General features: G+C 64.2%; 16 protein-coding genes and 1 tRNA gene. 9 read left to right on the forward strand and 8 right to left on the reverse strand.

The annotated features are described in order from the left end of the window. Positions 1-16 precede the first annotated feature (16 nt). Together NYR54_RS10255 and NYR54_RS10260 are read left to right on the forward strand one after the other, a co-directional pair. On the forward strand, positions 17-283 hold the full coding sequence (locus NYR54_RS10255) for a Rossmann-fold NAD(P)-binding domain-containing protein (RefSeq protein ID WP_261515548.1): 267 nt from the start codon (positions 17-19) through the stop codon (positions 281-283). A gap of 197 nt (positions 284-480) precedes the next feature. Then, on the forward strand, positions 481-1470 hold the full coding sequence (locus NYR54_RS10260; protein WP_261515549.1) for a nucleoside recognition protein: 990 nt from the start codon (positions 481-483) through the stop codon (positions 1468-1470). A 353-nt stretch (positions 1471-1823) separates the two neighbouring features. Here the strand turns inward: NYR54_RS10260 and NYR54_RS10265 are convergent, their stop codons facing one another. The 7 genes from NYR54_RS10265 to NYR54_RS10295 form a co-directional block, all read right to left on the reverse strand. Continuing rightward, on the reverse strand, positions 1824-2834 hold the full coding sequence (locus tag NYR54_RS10265) for an ABC transporter ATP-binding protein (RefSeq protein ID WP_261515550.1): 1011 nt from the start codon (positions 2832-2834) through the stop codon (positions 1824-1826). Continuing rightward, positions 2831-3919, reverse strand: coding sequence for an ABC transporter ATP-binding protein (locus NYR54_RS10270; RefSeq protein WP_261515551.1), 1089 nt, complete (start codon positions 3917-3919; stop codon positions 2831-2833). The genes NYR54_RS10265 and NYR54_RS10270 overlap by 4 nt, the downstream gene beginning before the upstream one ends. Continuing rightward, positions 3916-4683 carry an RraA family protein gene (locus NYR54_RS10275; RefSeq protein WP_261515552.1) on the reverse strand — a complete coding sequence of 256 codons (768 nt, stop codon included), beginning with the start codon at positions 4681-4683 and terminating at the stop codon, positions 3916-3918. Before NYR54_RS10275 ends, NYR54_RS10270 begins: the two co-directional genes overlap by 4 nt. Then, a complete protein-coding gene (locus NYR54_RS10280; protein ID WP_261515553.1) occupies positions 4683-5888 on the reverse strand; it encodes a mandelate racemase/muconate lactonizing enzyme family protein in 1206 nt (401 codons plus the stop codon). Before NYR54_RS10280 ends, NYR54_RS10275 begins: the two co-directional genes overlap by 1 nt. Before the next feature lie 18 nt (positions 5889-5906). Beyond that, positions 5907-6761 carry an ABC transporter permease gene (locus NYR54_RS10285; protein ID WP_261515554.1) on the reverse strand — a complete coding sequence of 285 codons (855 nt, stop codon included), beginning with the start codon at positions 6759-6761 and terminating at the stop codon, positions 5907-5909. Further along, a complete protein-coding gene (locus NYR54_RS10290; protein ID WP_261515555.1) occupies positions 6754-7704 on the reverse strand; it encodes an ABC transporter permease in 951 nt (316 codons plus the stop codon). Before NYR54_RS10290 ends, NYR54_RS10285 begins: the two co-directional genes overlap by 8 nt. 81 nt (positions 7705-7785) lie before the next feature. Beyond that, positions 7786-9348, reverse strand: a complete 1563-nt coding sequence (locus NYR54_RS10295; protein ID WP_261515556.1) for an ABC transporter substrate-binding protein — start codon at positions 9346-9348, stop codon at positions 7786-7788. Between the two features lie 110 nt (positions 9349-9458). On the opposite strand from NYR54_RS10295, the gene NYR54_RS10300 reads away from it, so the two are divergent. From NYR54_RS10300 to NYR54_RS10315, 4 genes are all read left to right on the forward strand, one after another. Further along, positions 9459-10700, forward strand: a complete 1242-nt coding sequence (locus NYR54_RS10300) for a citrate synthase (protein WP_261515557.1) — start codon at positions 9459-9461, stop codon at positions 10698-10700. 39 nt (positions 10701-10739) lie between these two features. After that, positions 10740-11462 carry a FadR/GntR family transcriptional regulator gene (locus tag NYR54_RS10305; RefSeq protein ID WP_261515558.1) on the forward strand — a complete coding sequence of 241 codons (723 nt, stop codon included), beginning with the start codon at positions 10740-10742 and terminating at the stop codon, positions 11460-11462. 91 nt (positions 11463-11553) lie between these two features. After that, entirely contained in the window at positions 11554-12954 is a 1401-nt protein-coding gene (locus tag NYR54_RS10310; RefSeq protein ID WP_261515559.1) for an FAD-dependent oxidoreductase, read from the forward strand. A 363-nt stretch (positions 12955-13317) separates the two neighbouring features. Beyond that, positions 13318-13391, forward strand: a tRNA-Cys gene (locus NYR54_RS10315). A gap of 143 nt (positions 13392-13534) precedes the next feature. Here NYR54_RS10315 and NYR54_RS10320 read toward each other — a convergent pair. Then, entirely contained in the window at positions 13535-13816 is a 282-nt protein-coding gene (locus tag NYR54_RS10320; RefSeq protein WP_261515560.1) for a DUF982 domain-containing protein, read from the reverse strand. A 282-nt stretch (positions 13817-14098) separates the two neighbouring features. Between NYR54_RS10320 and NYR54_RS10325 the strand changes: the two genes are divergently transcribed. The 3 genes from NYR54_RS10325 to NYR54_RS10340 all read left to right on the forward strand — a co-directional run bounded on the left by NYR54_RS10325 (position 14099) and on the right by NYR54_RS10340 (position 17139). Further along, positions 14099-14773, forward strand: coding sequence for a protein-L-isoaspartate O-methyltransferase family protein (locus NYR54_RS10325; protein WP_261515561.1), 675 nt, complete (start codon positions 14099-14101; stop codon positions 14771-14773). A gap of 203 nt (positions 14774-14976) precedes the next feature. Beyond that, a complete protein-coding gene (locus NYR54_RS10330) occupies positions 14977-16341 on the forward strand; it encodes a TolC family outer membrane protein (RefSeq protein ID WP_261515562.1) in 1365 nt (454 codons plus the stop codon). A 135-nt stretch (positions 16342-16476) separates the two neighbouring features. Then, positions 16477-17139 carry a PopZ family protein gene (locus tag NYR54_RS10340; RefSeq protein ID WP_423738603.1) on the forward strand — a complete coding sequence of 221 codons (663 nt, stop codon included), beginning with the start codon at positions 16477-16479 and terminating at the stop codon, positions 17137-17139. Positions 17140-17199 lie beyond the last annotated feature (60 nt).

Raw genomic sequence — 17199 nt, forward strand, 5'->3', positions numbered from 1 at the left:
TTATTTGATCGGGCCTGTGGAGGATTTCCTCTACGGACAGTCAGGACGCCAGGCGGGCGATCCCGACAAGGCGGCGGCATTGATGATCGACGCAGTGGACAGTCCAAATCCTCCGGGGCGCCTGATGATGGGCAAGGATGCCTTCGACCTTTACGACCGCCTGATCGCGGCACGGCAAAAGGAATATGACGAATGGCGCTCACGCGGCGAAGCGACCGCTTTTGACGGCGCAAAGGCACTTCCGATTCATTTTCAACGTGGTCAAGCGGAGCAACATCCGTGATCCCGGGCGAGCGAAGCGAGACCCGGGACCCAGGAAGGCGGTGGAGATGGCGCCACTGGGTCCCGGACAACCTCTGCGCGGCTTCCGGAATGACGGGGTGAAGCTTTCCCCGAATGAAAAAGCACGAAGCGGCAATTTGCCCGAGAAGTGCGAACGGAATCGGAGTAGAGCTGGCGGCGAGAACGTGGGGCCTAGGAATGTCCATTCTTGAACTTGCCGCCCGGAAGACGCGTGACACGCTCCGGATTTATTGGGAGCTCGTGCGCATCATCGTTCCCGTGACGGTTCTGACCGAGGCGATGGCACGGGCGGGGATAATCGAAGCCATGTCTCCGGCACTGGCGCCGGTCATGCAACTGTTCGGCCTGCCGCCGGAATTCGCATTGGTCTGGATGACCGGCATGCTGGTGGGCATCTGGGGCGCAGTTCCGGTGATCTTCACGCTCGTGCCGCCTGCGGAACTCACCGTCGCCGACATTACGGTAATCTCCGCACTTCTGCTTTTTGCGCATGCCCTGCCGATCGAACAGAAGATCATCCAGAAGGCAGGGCCGGGCTTCGTCCTCACCACGGCCTTACGAATTGCTGGGGGAATGATCTATGCGTTGATCCTCCACCATATCTTCGCCGCTACTGGCTGGCTTTCACAGCCGCTCAATCCCGCCTGGATCCCGATGGCGGCCGCTTCGGACTGGCTCGGCTTCTTCGTGGGGCTCGTGGAGGCCCTCATCGCCATGTTCCTCATCCTCCTGTTTCTTGCCTGGGGGCTGGAGCTTTTAAAGTGGCTGGGGATCATGGACCGCATCATCCGGATGATCGCCCCGCTGCTGCGCCTGGCAGGAATCAGAGCCGAGGCTGCGCAGTTCACCATGGTCGGGCTGCTTCTTGGCATTTCCTATGGCGGAGGCCTGCTCATTCGCGAGGCGCGCTCCGGAAGCCTGTCGCCGCGTCAGATCTTCATTTCATGCGTTTTCATGGGATTTGCCCATGCCGTGATCGAGGACACGCTGGTCGTCATGGCCATAGGCGCGGATGCCGTCAGCGTACTCGTTGGCCGGGTCATATTCGCGGTTGCCGCAACCGCCTTGATCGCGTGGTTCGTCCGCGCGCTTCCGGACAGCGTTTTCTTCGCATGGGCCTTCAATCGGCCGGACCGTCAGACGGCAGTCGGCGCGGTGAACGGCTGAGATCCCGTCAACGGCACTACCACCCGTCGCCTGCCCGGCCCGAAAGGCTCTGCAGGATGAAGTCCGCACGTTCCGCCACGCTTGTCTTCGGCAGGGTGACCAGCTCGTAGTCCAATTGGGAAAAGGCTGAAAGGAGGCGGCCAGCAGGGCCGATTTGCCGCCTCCGGAACATCCTGAAATCGTGACGAACCGTTTCACTGCATTGCTCCTTTGTGCGTGCTGGGATGATCCAGCCGGCAGCAATGCTTTTGAACCGCAGCCTCTCGCGGTGTGGGAACCGCCACAAGTGTCATGCGACACCTTCACTTTGCGCGCCAGAGCAGGGATCGCCAAAACCGATTCCCAGCACCAGCTTACGCGCGTGCGGCCTCGTCGGTCATTCTGGGTTGGTGGTGCTGATGCTTCACCTCGCCGGCGAAATGGCATGCAGCGGCCTGTCCCGGCGCGATCTCGAGCAGTGGCGGGACAGTCTTGCCGCAGATTTCCGGTTTGCCGAGAGCAGCATGCAGCGGACAACGGCTGCGGAAAGGGCAGCCCGAAGGCAGCCGACCCGGGCTCGGCAGCTCACCGCTGAGGATTTCGCGCCGGCGGCGTGCCTCGACCGCCGGGTCGGGTACCGGCACCGCCGACAGCAGCGCACGCGTATAGGGGTGGGCGGGCATGCCGTAGAGCCGGTCCCGATCGGCGAGTTCCACCACGCGGCCCAGATACATCACCGCGACGCGGTCCGAGATGTGCCGCACTACCGCGAGGTCGTGTGCGATGAAGAGCATCGACAGATTGAGCTGCGCGCGCAGCTTTACAAGAAGATTGATGATCTGCGCCTGGATCGACACGTCGAGCGCGGAGACCGGCTCGTCGGCGATGATCAGTTCCGGCTCGAGGATCAGCGCCCGTGCAATGGCGATGCGTTGCGCCTGCCCGCCGGAGAACTCGTGCGGGTAGCGGCTGGCCACGGCCGGGTCGAGACCCACCAGGTGAAGCATCTCGGCCACCTTGGCCTTGCGCGAAGCGCGGTCGCCGATGCGGAAGATGACGAGAGGTTCTTCGAGCAGGGCGCCCACTGTCATGCGCGGGTCGAGCGACGACCGCGGATCCTGGAACACCATCTGCATGCGCTTCCGCAGTGCCTTGAGGCTGGCGCCGCTCGCCGAGACCAGGTCCTCGCCGCAAAAGCGCACCTCGCCCGAACTCGGCCGGTTGATCTGCAGGATGGCGCGGCTCGCCGAGGATTTGCCCGAGCCGCTTTCGCCCACGAGCCCGAGCGTTTCGCCGCGGCGCAGGGTGAAGCTGACATCGTTCACCGCGGCGATCTGGCCGAAGCGCACAGTAAGATTGCGTACCTCGAGGATGGTCTCGGTCATGATCTGCCACACGGGACCTTTGCGGCCGCTGCGCTGATTTCTGCCATAGTCGCGGGATCGCCGAGGTCCTTTTTCCAGTCGGTATCGCGCAGCCAGCCGATTTCGGGGTCGAAGCCCCAGCAACGGGTGAGGTGCCCCTCGGCGCCATCCGGAGCCGGCGCCAGCGGCGGTTCAGATTGGCCGCAGATGGCGCGGCGATAGGCGCAGCGCGGCCGAAAACGGCAGCCGCCATCGAGCTGGGCGATGTTGGGCGGCAGGCCTTCGATCGGCACCAGCGGTTCGTCGACCGGGCGTTCCAGCGAGGGGATCGAGCGCAGCAGGCCCCAGGTGTAGGGCATTGCGGGGCGTGCGAAGAGATCGGCCGTAGCGGCCGTTTCGACCACGGTGCCCGCGTACATCACATAGACCCGCTCGGCTGCCCCCGCGACAATGCCCATGTCGTGTGTGATCATCACCACCGCCGTGCCGGTGCTGGACACGAGCGATTTCAAAAGATCCATGATCTGCGCCTGGATGGTCACGTCGAGCGCGGTGGTAATTTCGTCGGCGAGGATCACGCGCGGATTGCACGAGAGCGCCATCGCGATCATCACGCGCTGGCGCATGCCGCCGGAGAATTCGTGCGGATAGGCGTTGAGCCGCGTCTCCGGTGCAGGAATGCCCACCCGGCGCAGGAGTTCGATTGTCCGTTCGGCGATCTGCCGGCGGTTGCCGCCCTGGTGGCGCTTGATCGCCTCGCCGATCTGCTGGCCGATGGTCAGCACGGGATTGAGACTCGACATCGGGTCCTGAAAGATCAGCGCAATCTCGCGGCCGCGTATCTTCTGCATCGCCTTGTCGTCGAGGCCGAGCAGATCCTTGCCGTCGAGCGTGATAGAGCCCGCCTCGTAGCGCGCGGTCCGCTCCGGCAGCAGCTTCATCACCGAGCGGACGGCGACCGACTTGCCGCATCCAGATTCCCCGACCAGCGCGATGATCTCTCCCTTCTCGAGCCTGAACGACAGCCCGTCCACGGCTTTCACCCGACCGCGATGGGTCTCGAAAGCGACTTCGAGGTCGCGGACTTCGAGCAGCGGCGGACTCACCCTTCCGCCCCCTGGCTGCGGGCGCGGCGCGCCTCGTGCATTGCGAAGGTGCTTTCGTTGAACGGATAGAAACGCGAAGGGGAGGCGTTCTCCTCGAGCATGTTGGCAAGGATCGATTGCTCGATCGCCTCGTGCTCTCGCCCGGCCCGTGCGATCTCCTCGGCAAAGGCCGCCGCGATCACCACCACGCCGTCATCGTCGCCAAGCACCACGTCTCCAGGCCGCACCAGCACGCCGCCGCACTGGATCGGGCAGTTGTACTCGTAGGGCAGTATCCTGGTCTCGCCCACCATGGTGGCCCGGCCGCCGGCAAAAACCGGCCAGCCCAGATCGATCGTAGATTGCGCGTCGCGTATGGCGCCGTCAGTGACGATGCCAGCGGCACCCCGCTGGAACAGCCGACCGTAGACAATCTCGCCGCCGGTGGAGATGTCGCTCTGTCCCATCGCATCGGAAACGAGGACGTCTCCCGGGCCGCAGGTCTCGATCACGCGCCAGCGCGGCGTCACATTCATGCCGTCGGCGCTGGCACTGGTGGCGATTTCGCGCTGCAAATCCTCGCGCGACGGCAGATATCTCAGGGTCACCGCGCGGCCTACCAGCTTGCGGCCCGGGGCCAGCGAGGCAACGCCTTTCATGGCGATGGGGCCGGAGCCGTATTTGCGGCCGACGCCGCGCATGTGCAGCAGGTAGTAGACCGTTGCGGCGCTCAGCTTGCCGATCTCGGCCAGAACCTCGTCGGATACCCGGGGCGTGTCGGTCATCATTCCTCTCCGTCCGTGGGCAGCGCGCCGATGCGGCGCTCCTCCTCGGTGGCCGGCACCTCCCAAAGGCCGGCGCCGGCGCGGCGCCCGGCCCAGCCCGCACCCGAGCGGCGGCCACGAGGCTGGTCGACCGCATGGGCGGCTAGGACGTCGTAGTCGATCGTAAGGCCGAGGCCCGGGCTCTCGCCGAGCACGACATGGCCGTCCTCGATCCAGTTGTCGGCCTTTATCATCGGCTCCTCGATCTCATCGTCATGGCATTCGAGGATCATGTGGTTGGGCAGCGCGGCCGCGACATGGGCGAAGATTCTGCCTTCGGAATCGGAGCCGGCGCAGGGGAGGCCGTTGGCGTAAGCGAGATTGGCGACCTGCATGGCGCCCGTCAGACCGCTCATGAGGCGTCCGACCTGAACGATGTCGACCGAACCGTGCTCGATGTAAGTCTGGAACTCGAGAACGTTTTTGAGGTTTTCGCCGGCGCAGACCGGAGCCCTGATGTGGCTCGACACTTTGGCGAGCCCCCGATAGTCTGCCCGCTGCACCGGCTCTTCTACCCAGGTGAGATCGAACTCCTCTTCCAGTCGGGCGATGCGCCGCACGGCCTGCTTGGCGTGCCAATATTCACTGGCGTCGACCATCAGCGCCGGCGGTTTGCCGTCCACGGTCATTGCGTCGCGGACGAGGGCGAGGCGCCGTGCATCCTCCTCGATATCGAGGCCGATCTTCAGCTTTGCGGCACGGAACCCGCGGCTCGCCATGTGGCTGTAGAAGGCGACGAGCTGTTCGTCATTCAGCGGCATGTCGCCGCCGCTGGCATAGGCCATCACGCGGTTGGTTCCGGCGCCGAGCAGCCGCCATAAAGGCTCGCCGTAGATCTTCGCCTTGAGGTCCCAAAGGGCGACGTCGAGGACGGACAGCGCCTCGTTCAAAATACCATTGTTGCCGCTCTTGAAGATCAGGTTGACCATGGCCAGCCAAAGACCGGCATTCTGACGGGGGTCGGCTCCGATAAGGACCCGCTGGAGACGTCCGATGCCGTAGACGGCGTTGATCGACCCGATCGCGATGCCCCGATGCTCGGTGTCGGTAAGGATTTCTACCACTGCGCCGTGCTGATGGGTCCGACCGCTGGGCGCATGGGCGTCGCCGCGCCGCCGCCGCAGTCGGTACTCGTATGTTTGCGTGCGTATCTCGGTGATCTTCATTGTCGCGGACCTATGGGGTTAACGGCGGGATTCGCCGCGCGGATCGAGCCGGTCGCGCAAGGCGTCGCCGGCCAGATTGAGGGCGAGAACTGTGAGGAGGATGGCAAGGCCCGTAAAGGCCGAGAGCCACGGGGCGCGTTCCATGTAGGAGAAGCCGTTGCGCATCATGGCGCCCCAACTGGCGGTGGGCGGCTGGATGCCGAGCCCGAGGAAGGAGAGGGCGGCCTCGGTGAGGATGGCATGACCAACCTGGATGGTTGCCATCACCGCCACGGGGCCGGTGACGTGAGGCACGATGTGGCGGAAGATGATGCGTAGCGGCCCGGCGCCGAGCGCGCGCGTGGCGACCACGAAATCGCGCTCGCGCACGGTCAGCACCTGCGAGCGGGTGATGCGGGCGAACATGGGCATGTCGGCAAGCGCAATGGCGATTATGATGGTGGTGACGCCTGGCCCCAGCGCAGCCATGATGCCGAGCGCCAGCAGAACCGAGGGAAAGGACAACAGCGCGTCCATGACGCGCATGATTCCTTCGTCCACGAGGCCGCGGGTGTAGCCGGCAACAAGCCCGAGCAGGCCGCCGAGCAGCACCGCCAGGCCGATGGCGGTGAAACCGATGCCGAACGCGATGCGGGTGCCGAAGATCAGGCGGGACAGCATGTCGCGGCCGGTGTGGTCGGTGCCCAGCCAATGGGCGGCCGAAGGTGCCTGAAGCACGGCGCGATAGTCCTGTGCGTTGGGATCATAGGGAGCGATCCATGGCGCGAAGGCCGAGCAGATGGCGAGCAGCGCCAGCAGGCCGAAGCCGAGTACGGCGAAGCCGTCGATGCGCCGGCGCGGCCGTACGGGAGAGGATGCCACTGCTTCACCCACGACGGATCCTCGGATCGATGCGCGAATAGATGAGGTCGGTCAAAAGGCTCGCCGTCAGCACGGTAAGCGCGAGCACCAGCATCAGCGCCTGGATCATGGTGAAATCCCGGAAGAAGATGGAATCGACGGCGAGGCGCCCGAGCCCGGGGATGGAGAACACCGTTTCCACCGTTGCGGCGCCACCGAACAGCGCGCCCAGCTGCAGGCCAACAAGTGTCACGACCGGCAGCAACGCGTTGCGCAGCGCATGTCTGAAGAGCACGGTTGTCGGCGACAACCCCTTGCTGCGCGCCGTGGTGATGTAGTCCTCGTTGAGCACTTCAAGGACAGAAGAACGCACCTGCCGGATCAGCACGCCGGTGAATCCGGTGGCAAGTGCCAGCGACGGCATCAGCATCAACTGCAGCGAGCCCAGCGGATCCTGGAAAAAGGGCAGATAGCCCGATGGCGGAAGCCAGCGCAGCGTGACGCTGAACAGGATGATCAGCATGATGCCGAACCAGAAGCCGGGTGTCGCGATGGCGGTCAGCGCGAACAGCGTGCCCAGGTGATCGGGGAGACGCCGGTAGTAGACGGCGGACACGACGCCGATGGGAATGGCGATCGTCACCGAAATCAGGAGAGCCATGATCGCGAGCTGAACCGTGGGCACGGCGCGCGCAAGAATGGCCGGACCGATAGCCTCGCCCGTGCGCAGCGACCTGCCGAGGTCGCCGGTCACGACCTGGGCCACCCAATTGCCGTAACGTACGAGAATAGGCTGATCGAGCCCCAGTTCCTGTCGCAGCGCCTCATAGCGCTCGGCGTTGCGCGCGCCTTCCTCGCCCAACAGGGCGGCCGCGGTGTCGCCGGGAAGCACCGACACGATGATGAACGCAATAACGCTTACGAGAACGACGACCACGGCCGCGGAGGCCAGCCGACGCATCAGATAGCCAAGCATTTGCTGTCCCAGTTGCGATTCGCGGGAGCTGAATCCCGCGGGTGAGGGGCCGCGGCACTGCGGCCCCTCCACGAACCCACGCTACGAAGCAAGCCACGCGTAGCGGAGGTTATAGTCGGAATCGATGCCTCCGATCCCGGGCGCCATGGCCAGCATCTTCGGCGCACGGAACGCGATGAAGTGGTAGGCATCCTCGTAGAGAATCCGCTGGATGTTCTTGTAGATCTCAGCGCGGGCCGCGGTGTCGCCGGTCCTCGAAGCCTCGGCCCAAAGAGCATCCACCTTGGGATTGGAGTAACCCGCCCAGTTCGCGTCCGATCCCGTCATCGTTTCGCGGCGGAACAGTGGATCGACCAGAGCGGTGTTGCCGTGCGACAGCGCCTCGAAATTGCCCGTCCGGCCCGACTCCACCCAGGGCGTGCGGTCCATCGTCTCGATGTTGAGCGTGATGCCGACCTCGCCGAGCATGGCCTGCATGATTTCGAGCGGTTGCAGGTCCTTGGGCCTGTTGATGACTTTGACCGTCAGGGAAACGCCGTCGGCATATCCCGCATCGGCAAGCAGCTGGCGCGCCTTTTCCGGGTTGTATTCGTAACGCGGCAGGCTTTCGTCATAGCCCGGCACGCCCGGATACCAGCCCCAGTAATAATGCGGCTTGCCGCGGCCGAAAGTGAGCGCTGCCGCCATAGCCTCGCGGTCCACCGCATGCTGCAGCGCTTGACGCAACCGGACATCATGCGCGAATGGGGTCGAGGCGTCTTCCTTGGAGCTGATGTAGAAGCTCGGCTGGCCGGTGTCTCGGCCCGGCTGCGCGTAGATCTGGATGCCTGCCGCTTCGAGGCTGTCGAGGTCCTGCTCCAGCGGGTCCATGATGTGCACATTGCCGGCGCGCAGTTCGAGCGCTGACACGGATTGATCCGGCATCTGCCGGATCGTGAAGCGATCCGCATAGGGCAGGGGCTTGCCGTCGAGGCCCGATTCCCAGTGACCGGAGAAGGCCACCAGCTCGACGCGATCATCCACCAGCCAGTTCTCCACCGCATAGGGACCGCTGCCCACCGGCTTGTGCGCGAACGCCTCGTCGCCCATGGATTCGACGGCCTGCTTGGAGACGATGTAGACATTGGTGGCGTTGGCCGCCGTCATGGTCAGGCGGAACAACGGCTGCGGCGACTTGAATTCGAGATCCAGCGTGTGGTCGTCCACGACGGTCACATTGACAAGTTCGCTCACCGAGGTCTGCACCGCCGATTTCTCATGGTCGCGGGCGCGCTCGAGATTCCATTTCACCACTTCGGCGGTGAGATCCGAGCCGTCGTGGAATTTGACGCCCTGGCGCAGCGTCATGCGCGCCGTGGTTTCGCTGGTTTCCTCGAAACCGGTGGCCAGTTCGTAGCCAAGCTCGAACTCGTCCGTCGTACCGGGCTTCAGACGGTAGCTGAAGAGCGAGTCGAACATCAGCGACATGATGCGCGTCCGCGCATTGGCGAGATGCGGATCAAGGCTGTCGATCGCCAACAGCTCAGCGAGCACGATCGTGCCGCCGCGGCTCACTGAGTTTGCGGCGAAGGCGGGCAGGCCGGTCTGCGCCAAAACCGCAGATGCAGCCGTTCCGACCAGGAGCTGCCTTCGAGAAATTTTCATCACGCTATCCTCCCTTTGTCTGCAGTGAAGAACAATCATGTTGTTCAGTCAATACTTGATTAGTAATCAAGACATGGTACTTTGATCACCCGCTTCACACAGGAACGGCCATGCACAAGGAACTGCCAAGCAACACGAGGCCGACGTTGCTGCTCACGGCATCCGAAGCCGCCGCTCGGCTCGGGGTTAAGAAAGACACGGTCTATGCCTATGTCTCGCGAGGCCTTCTGCGTCGCCGCGAGGTGACCGGCACGAACGAAAGCCTCTACGATCCGGCAGAGGTCGAGGCTCTGGCCGCGCGGGCGCGCAAGGCGGCGCCTCAGGCCGTGGCGCCGGTGTTCCGCTCGGCGCTCACCACCATTGCCAACGGAGAGCCTTATTTTCGTGGGCTGCCGGCGTGCCGGCTGGCTGTGGAAGGCCGCTTTGAAGACGTCGTGCGGCTGCTCTGGCAGGGGCATTTTGAAGCCGGCGCCGAGACGCTGTTCCCGCCGCGCCGTGCCGAGCCCGCCCTCGCAGCCATCGGTGCGCAGATCGGGAAGGATGCGCTTCCGCTCGAACGCATGCGCTGTCTCGTCCCGTTCGTCGCCGCCGAAGACCCGTTGCGCCACGACCACGGCCATGAGCAGGTGATGGGCAAGGCGGCGCATCTGATGGTCCGCCTGCTTTGTGCCATGGAGGAACTGTCTGCGCCAGTCGACGAGAGCATCGCCGCACTGGTCTGGAGCCGTCTGTCGCCAAAAGCTGCAACGCCGGGGTTGCTGCGCGCGCTCGATGCGACGCTCGTGCTGGCGGCGGATCACGACCTGGGCGCTCCATCGACCGCCGCCGTGCGGCTGGCCGCGGCCGTGCGGGCGGATATCTACGCGGTGGTCACTGTCGGGCTCAACAGCGGCGGCGGTGTCGTGCAAAGCGCTTCGACGCTTTCCATCGAAAACGATCTCTCTGAGCTGAACGTGCAGGACAATGTCGGCCGATTTGTCGGCGATCAGCTTCGCCACGGCCGCGAGATGCGGGGATTTGGCCATCGCGCATACCCCGACGGCGATCCGCGGGCCCGGCTGATACTCGACCTGCTGCGGCAATGCGGCGAGGCGGCAGATGATGTCGCTCGCCTTGACGAAATCGTCGATATCCAGCTCAGGCGCGGACGTGAGCCGCCCAATATCGGCTTCGCGATCGCCGCCGTCGTGCACTGCGCCGGAATGCGGCGCGGTGCCGGTGAGCTTATTTTCAACTATGCCCGCATGGCCGGCTGGGTTGCTCACGCCATGGAGGAATATGATGCACCGACAAGTCTGCCGCGTCTGAAATCGATCTATGTCGGCCCGAACCCAACCCGTGCCGCAGGCTAGTGCTGTCCCAACGACCTCAAATTTCGGAACCAGCGTCTCATGTCCAACTCTAACGTCTCCGCTACCTTCCGTCCGGTCGCCGTGCCGCGGCTGTACGTTGTCGTGGCCCGGCAGATCGCCAATTACATCCGTGACACACCGCTCGAGCCGGGCGCTCAGCTGCCGCCCGAACGCGACCTGGCCCAGCAGCTCCAGGTGAGCCGCACCACGGTGCGGGAGGCCATGATCGCGCTCGAAACGATGGGCATCGTTGAAGTACTGGTGGGAGACGGCACCTATGTGCGCGCCCGCCTTGCCTCCGGCACGCTGCCGTGGGACCGCGAGGGCGATCCCGGCCCGGGTCCGCACGAGCAGTTCCGCATGCGGATGCTGGTGGAGTGCGCTGCCGCGGAAGACGCGGCGCGAAACATCACCCCCGAGGAGCTTGCGCGACTGCGGGAACTGGTGGCGGCCATGGAGGCGGACATAGACGGCCCCACTGCGGAGATGAATCGGCAAGCTTTCCACGACGTGATCGCCGTAGCCTCGCGCAACAGCATCTTCGTCGACACCATACGCGACCTCTGGCGTCTGCGTGGCGGCGCGATGTGGAAGAAGATCGCCGCGCGCGTGGTGCAGCCTGAGCATCACGTCCTTGCCCTCGCTCATCGCAAGGAGATTCTTGCCGCGCTTGAGAAGCACGACCCGGACGCAGCGGCGGCGGGCATGCGGCGGCTGCTGGATCGCATCAGGCAGCGGTATTTCGACGACATCTCTGACTGACCTCTCATAAACGTCGCCAGGCAAATTGACCCCGCTGGGGCAAAGGTATAATGGTCCAACCATTGTACGTTTGCAAGTGGAGGACAATGAAATGGCGCAGCGGCTGAATCAGGTGGATTATGACGTCGTGGTCGTGGGCGGCGGGGCTGCCGGCGTCGCTGCGGCAGTGGCCTCCGCCAAAAACGGCGCACGCACGCTCCTGGTTGAGGCCGGTCCCATGCTTGGCGGCGAAATGTTGAGCGGCCTGCCTATCGACGGCTGCATCTCGACGCGCGGAGAATGGGTGGTGGGCGGCGTGGCACGCGAAATCTTCGCCGAAGCCGAGCGGCTCGGCGGTTATGTCGGCCACTTCTATGATTGGCGCACCATATGGGTGGTCTGCGTCGACCCCGAGGTTATGAAGATCGCCGTGATGAACGTGGTGCGGCGAGCCAATGTCGATGTCCTGCTTTATACGTTCGCCGAGGACGTCGTGGTGCAGAACGGCACCGTTACGGGCCTTGTAGTGCTCAACAAGAACCAGCGTACGCTGATCCGCGCCCAGGTGTTCATCGACGCTTCGGGCGATGGCGACGTGGCGGTGATGGCTGGCGCGCAGTACGAGAAGGGCGGCAGGGACGGGACCGAATTCCAGCCGGTCAGCCTTGTGTTCCGCATGGCGGGCGTGGATGTCGGCCGCTTGATGAACTTCGTGGCCGAACATCCCGAGAATGTGGCTGTCGGCGAAAACCCCTACTACGCCGACATTCCGCGGGATGAGCAGGTCCGCCGCCTGGTCGAGCAGGGCTTTCCCAAAGTCTTCTTCGTCGCCAACGGCCCCTTGATCCAGGACGCCATCTCAAAAGGACTGCTGCACGAGACGGCGCTCATCGGCATCGGTCCGGTATCGATGGCGCGGCGCGAGATTTACTGCAACACGACCCGCATAGCCAATGTCGACGCCACGCGCACCGATCAGCTCTCGAAGGCTCTGCCCGATCTGATGGATCAGGTGTGGACCTGTGCCGCTTTTCTTAAGACCGCCGTGCCGGGCTTCGAGGAAGCGGTCTATTCAGGCATCGCGCCGCGGATCGGGATACGCGAAACCCGGCGAATCATCGGTGACGAGGTGCTGACGGCAGAAGACGTCATGTCGGCCCGCAAGCGGGAGGATGGCGTCGCCAAGGGCTGCCATCACATCGACATTCACGGTGCCGGCCGCGATCAGCTGCGCAGGCCCATTCCTGACGGAGGCTCATACGATATTCCCTTCGGCTCGCTCGTCGCCAAGGGGCTCGAAAACGTCATGATGGCCGGCCGCTGCCTTTCCGCCACGCGTGAGGCACACGGGTCGGCCCGCGTGATGGGAACCTGCATGGCGATGGGGCAGGCGGCGGGCACCGCCGCCGCCATGACGAGCATCGCCGGCTCGGGTCGTATCCGCGACCTGCCGATTGCCGACCTTCGCGCGCGTCTCAAGGAACAGGGCGCTGTGCTCGACGGGACGTATTAGAACGTCGGATTCTCAAGCTGAATTGAAAGGATCGCCTTCACCTGGGGGAACATCCTGGATATGTAATTCAAACCGAGCTGAGCGCACGGTGGCGCTGCGTTGTGACGGCGCACTGCCGCAACGGCAGTCGACGCAGGCTGCGGCAATGCCGCGGCGACAGTTTCTGCCGCGCAGCGACTATACGGAGGTCAGCGCCGAATCGGTCGGCCTCGACGGCGGAACCCGCAACACGGCGCCGTTGAGCCGCCTGACGCACGCGCACTGGCGATTTTCGGAACGGTTGGACGACGGGAATTCTTTCAGAAGGGGCGCTGCCGCCTTGACGTGCCTCTGGCGCTAACCTATGGAGATTGCGACGTTCGGGGCCTCGTGGCGGAGTGGTTACGCAGAGGACTGCAAATCCTTGTACCCCGGTTCGATTCCGGGCGAGGCCTCCAAAAATTCCATTGGAAATTCAATAGGTTCCTATTTTTGGGTGCGGCGCTGCTGCCGCCGCTTATGCTCCCGCTTGGCGTGGGCTCAAAGCGGGTATCGGTGTTCCGCCCGGAATTGGGCGGAAACAATAAGCTGGATCCGGCGCTCAATTCTCCGGTTGAGCGTCAGCCAGGTTATCGGCCGACAGGAGCCCGTGCGATTTGGCATAGGCGACGAGACCCTTGCGCGCTTCCTCGCAATGGGCCGGGTCCATGGTAGCGGCGAAGCAGGCTTCCAGAGCGCTTTCGTAGATCGGGCCCTCCTGGACCGGGGATGCGAAAAGCGCCGCCATCGCCTCCGTGGGCGTATAGACCTCGGTTACGGGTTCGCCGGGCCGAAGGACGAGGCGTACAGGCATGTCGAACTGCTCGACGGCGAAGCGGTGCATGACTTCCTCCCTTTTTCGCCCTCAAACGCTCTTGCGGCGCCGAGGTTCCGCGTCGGAAGATGTGTGCGGACGCGGGCCGGCCCATGTGCCTGGTAAAGCGTTCGCTTCCCGTTTTGCGCTTGGTGAATGCAAAGCCGCGCGTCAGGATTCATTGACGCTGCGGCCGTTTTTTGCCACATGACCGGACGGGAAAAGGCGCCGGCGGCGATGCGGGGGTGCGGCCGGGCCAGGTCATGGCATCTGATGCAAGCGCGCATGCCGCGCGGGATTCGAGAAATGGAAATGAGCGCCGACTTTGCCGTGCAGCGCGCAATGATGATCGAAGGACAGCTGCGCACGCGGGATGTCAATTACGTGCCGCTTCTGGAGGCGATGAGAGACATTCCGCGTGAAGCTTTCGTGCCCGGGCCGCGAAAGAGCCTGGCCTATATGGACGAGGATCTTGCGATCCGGCTAGCGGACGGCGGGCGGCCCGCCCGTTTCCTCATGGAGCCTGCGCAATTCGCGCGTCTGGTGCAGCTTGCGCGTGTGAAATCTTCCGATCTCGTGCTTGATGTGGGCTGCGCCACCGGCTACTCGGCGGCCGTTCTTTCCAGAATGGCGAGCTTCGTGGTGGCGCTCGAATGCGATCCGGATCTGGCGGAGACCGCTTCTGCCACGCTTGCCCAGCTGGATTGCCTGAATGTCACCGTCGTCACCGGCGATCTGGAGAAGGGGCATCCGGACGAGGGGCCCTATGACGTTGTCATGCTTGGCGGGGCGGTCGATTACGTGCCCGATGCTCTGTTGCAGCAGCTTGCCGAAGGTGGCAGGTTGGTGGCGGTCATCGGCGAGGGCAATGCGGCGCGTGCGCATCTCTTCATCAAGGAGAACGGCTTCGTCTCCTCCCGGCCGGACTTCAATGCGGCGGTCAAGCGGTTGCCGGGCTTCCGCGAGGAAGCGGGTTTTGTTTTCTGAGTGTCGGGTTCCGAGTATTTTTGTCCTACGTTCTGTTGCCGATGCGCAACGGATTTGATCGCATGGATGTTGTAACGTCCCGCTTGCACGGATGGTTGCAGTTGCAACCCGTGTTGAGGGGAGGGCGCATCCGCGGCCGAATCGGCTGAAAATCGTTTGAAGCGGAGCTTCCCTCGGGGGTCCGCGCAAGGGTGAGGTGGATCGTGTCGTTTTTACGAAGTCGCATCCTGGCGGCGCTTGCGGTTTCTGCGCTGATTCTCTCGCCGGTGCAGTCGGGCGCCGAGACGATTCAGGGGGCGCTTGCCAAAGCCTATCGCAACAATTCCAGTCTGAACTCCTCGCGCGCCGGCGTGCGGGTAACGGATGAGAATGTGGCGATCGCGAAATCGGGAATGCGACCGCGAATCGCCGCAACGGGAAGCGCATCCCTCGCGACCAGAGGCAGCACTGAAATCCGGGCCGGCGAGTTCGGGATTACGCTACAGCAGCCGATTTTCGACGGTTTTCAGACACGCAACAATGTGCGCGCCAGCGAGGCGCAGGTGCGGGCGGCGGTCGAATCGCTGCACAATGACGAGCTGAACATACTTTTCGACGCGGCCAGCGCCTATATGAACGTGATTCGTGATCGCCAGATCGCGGCCCTCAGGACTGAGAATCTTCAATTCCTGGAAGAGCAGGTCCGTTCCGCGCGTTCACGCCTGGAAGTGGGGGAGGGCACGCGCACCGACGTTGCCCAGGCGGAGGCGAATCGTCAGCTCGCTTTGGCTCAACTGGCAGCAGCGCGCGCCCAGGCGGCGGCTAGCGCCGCGCTCTACCAGCAGATCGTGGGCGACGCGCCCGATTCGCTGCAGATGCCGAGCCCGCTTACCAATCTGCTGCCGGCAAGCCTGGATCAGGCCGTGGCCATCGCCCTCTCTGAGCATCCTGCTATCGCGGCCACGCAGCATCTGGTGGATGCGGCGGCGTTCTCCGTCAAGGCGGCGGAAGGCTCGCTTCTGCCTCAACTTTCGGCAACCGCCGGGCTCAGCCGGTCGTTTCAGGACAGCAGCCCTGCGCTTCAGCAGGATGGAACCCAGAATTCGGCTTCCATCGGCCTCAGCCTCACCATCCCCATCTACCAGGGCGGCGAAGCCTCCGCGCGCGTGCGCCAGTCCAAGGAATCGCTTGGTCGGGCGCGCATCGATGTGGATGTGAGCCGGGATCAGGTGCGTCAGGCCGTGACATCCGCGTGGGTGCAGTATCAGGCGGCGCGCGAGGCGGTGGCCGCCAACCGTGAGCAGGTGAATGCCGCCCAGCTTGCCTTGAGCGGCGTGATCGAGGAGCGGGATGTCGGCCAGCGCACCACGCTGGACGTGCTCAACGCGCAGGCAGACGTGATCAACGCACGTATCGACCTCGTCAATGCCGAGCATGATGTGGTCGTGGCGAGCTATGCGATCGTTTCCGCCATGGGACGCCTTTCGCCCTCGCGGCTCGGGCTCAACGTGGCGCGATACGATCCCAACGAGCATTACCGCGCCATCAAGGACAAGTGGTACGGGCTGAGCACGCCTGACGGTAGGTGATCCTTTTCGCCTCGCTCTCTTGTGCAATGTTTGCGTTGGGGATTCTCAGCGTCTGTCCGCTTCGCTAGGCTATGTCCATGATTCGCAATGTCGTCGGCCCGAGGGCGGCGATAGGACATAGGCAGCGGCGACACGATGGCTCAGGCAAGCAGCGTACAGCGCGAACCCTCCATGGAAGAGATTCTGGCGTCCATCCGGCGCATCATCGAAGATGGTGAGAGCGGCCGGAAAGAGGCGCCGGCCGAAGCCTCCGCCGTGGAGGAGGACAAGGAAGTCGAAAGCTTCCGGGCTGGGCTGAAACCGATAGCGCCCAGAGAGACTTCGGACGCGGCGGAAGCGCCCGCCAAAGGCCGGACAGGCCCGAGCGCTCTTGACCGCCTGCGCGAATCCCTCCGTGAGGAGGAGGAACGCGGCATGAGCGATACCGGACCGGCGGTAGCGAATGACGAGGGCTGCAATGCGGCACGCCCGGCAATCACTCCGCGTCTGCAGCCAGTCGCCTCCGGTGGCGGGGAAGAGCCCGCAAACGCGCTCCCGCGCGTGCCGGCTGCGGTGGAACGGCAGGAGACGGGTGAGGCGACGCGCCGCCCGATTCTTTCGGAAGCCTCCGGGCGCAAGGTGGCTGCCGCTTTCGGGGAACTGAACGAAGCCCTCATGGAAAGTAGGCGCCAGAGCCTCGATCAAATGGCCGAGGAGATGCTGCGGCCCATGCTGCAGGAGTGGCTAGACAACAACCTTCCGCAGCTCGTGGAGCGGCTGGTGCGCGAAGAGATCGAGCGTATCGCGCGCGGCACGTGATCTCAAAGACATCCTGCCAACTTGCCGGAGCGGCTCGGGCAGCCTAAGACGCCAGGGGTA

This window comes from Chelativorans petroleitrophicus (assembly GCF_025398195.1).
Taxonomy (GTDB): Bacteria; Pseudomonadota; Alphaproteobacteria; order Rhizobiales; family Rhizobiaceae; genus Chelativorans; species Chelativorans petroleitrophicus.

What these genes read in the sequence shown, in the direction of transcription:
- NYR54_RS10340 (WP_423738603.1), top strand. Translation starts at nt 16,477, where the DNA reads ATGGCTCAGGCAAGCAGCGTACAGCGCGAACCCTCCATGGAAGAGATT.
- NYR54_RS10320 (WP_261515560.1), bottom strand. Translation starts at nt 13,816, where the DNA reads ATGCACCGCTTCGCCGTCGAGCAGTTCGACATGCCTGTACGCCTCGTC.
- NYR54_RS10265 (WP_261515550.1), bottom strand. Translation starts at nt 2,834, where the DNA reads ATGACCGAGACCATCCTCGAGGTACGCAATCTTACTGTGCGCTTCGGC.
- NYR54_RS10290 (WP_261515555.1), bottom strand. Translation starts at nt 7,704, where the DNA reads ATGCTTGGCTATCTGATGCGTCGGCTGGCCTCCGCGGCCGTGGTCGTC.
- NYR54_RS10305 (WP_261515558.1), top strand. Translation starts at nt 10,740, where the DNA reads ATGTCCAACTCTAACGTCTCCGCTACCTTCCGTCCGGTCGCCGTGCCG.
- NYR54_RS10260 (WP_261515549.1), top strand. Translation starts at nt 481, where the DNA reads ATGTCCATTCTTGAACTTGCCGCCCGGAAGACGCGTGACACGCTCCGG.
- NYR54_RS10295 (WP_261515556.1), bottom strand. Translation starts at nt 9,348, where the DNA reads ATGAAAATTTCTCGAAGGCAGCTCCTGGTCGGAACGGCTGCATCTGCG.
- NYR54_RS10280 (WP_261515553.1), bottom strand. Translation starts at nt 5,888, where the DNA reads ATGAAGATCACCGAGATACGCACGCAAACATACGAGTACCGACTGCGG.
- NYR54_RS10275 (WP_261515552.1), bottom strand. Translation starts at nt 4,683, where the DNA reads ATGACCGACACGCCCCGGGTATCCGACGAGGTTCTGGCCGAGATCGGC.
- NYR54_RS10300 (WP_261515557.1), top strand. Translation starts at nt 9,459, where the DNA reads ATGCACAAGGAACTGCCAAGCAACACGAGGCCGACGTTGCTGCTCACG.
- NYR54_RS10325 (WP_261515561.1), top strand. Translation starts at nt 14,099, where the DNA reads ATGAGCGCCGACTTTGCCGTGCAGCGCGCAATGATGATCGAAGGACAG.
- NYR54_RS10310 (WP_261515559.1), top strand. Translation starts at nt 11,554, where the DNA reads ATGGCGCAGCGGCTGAATCAGGTGGATTATGACGTCGTGGTCGTGGGC.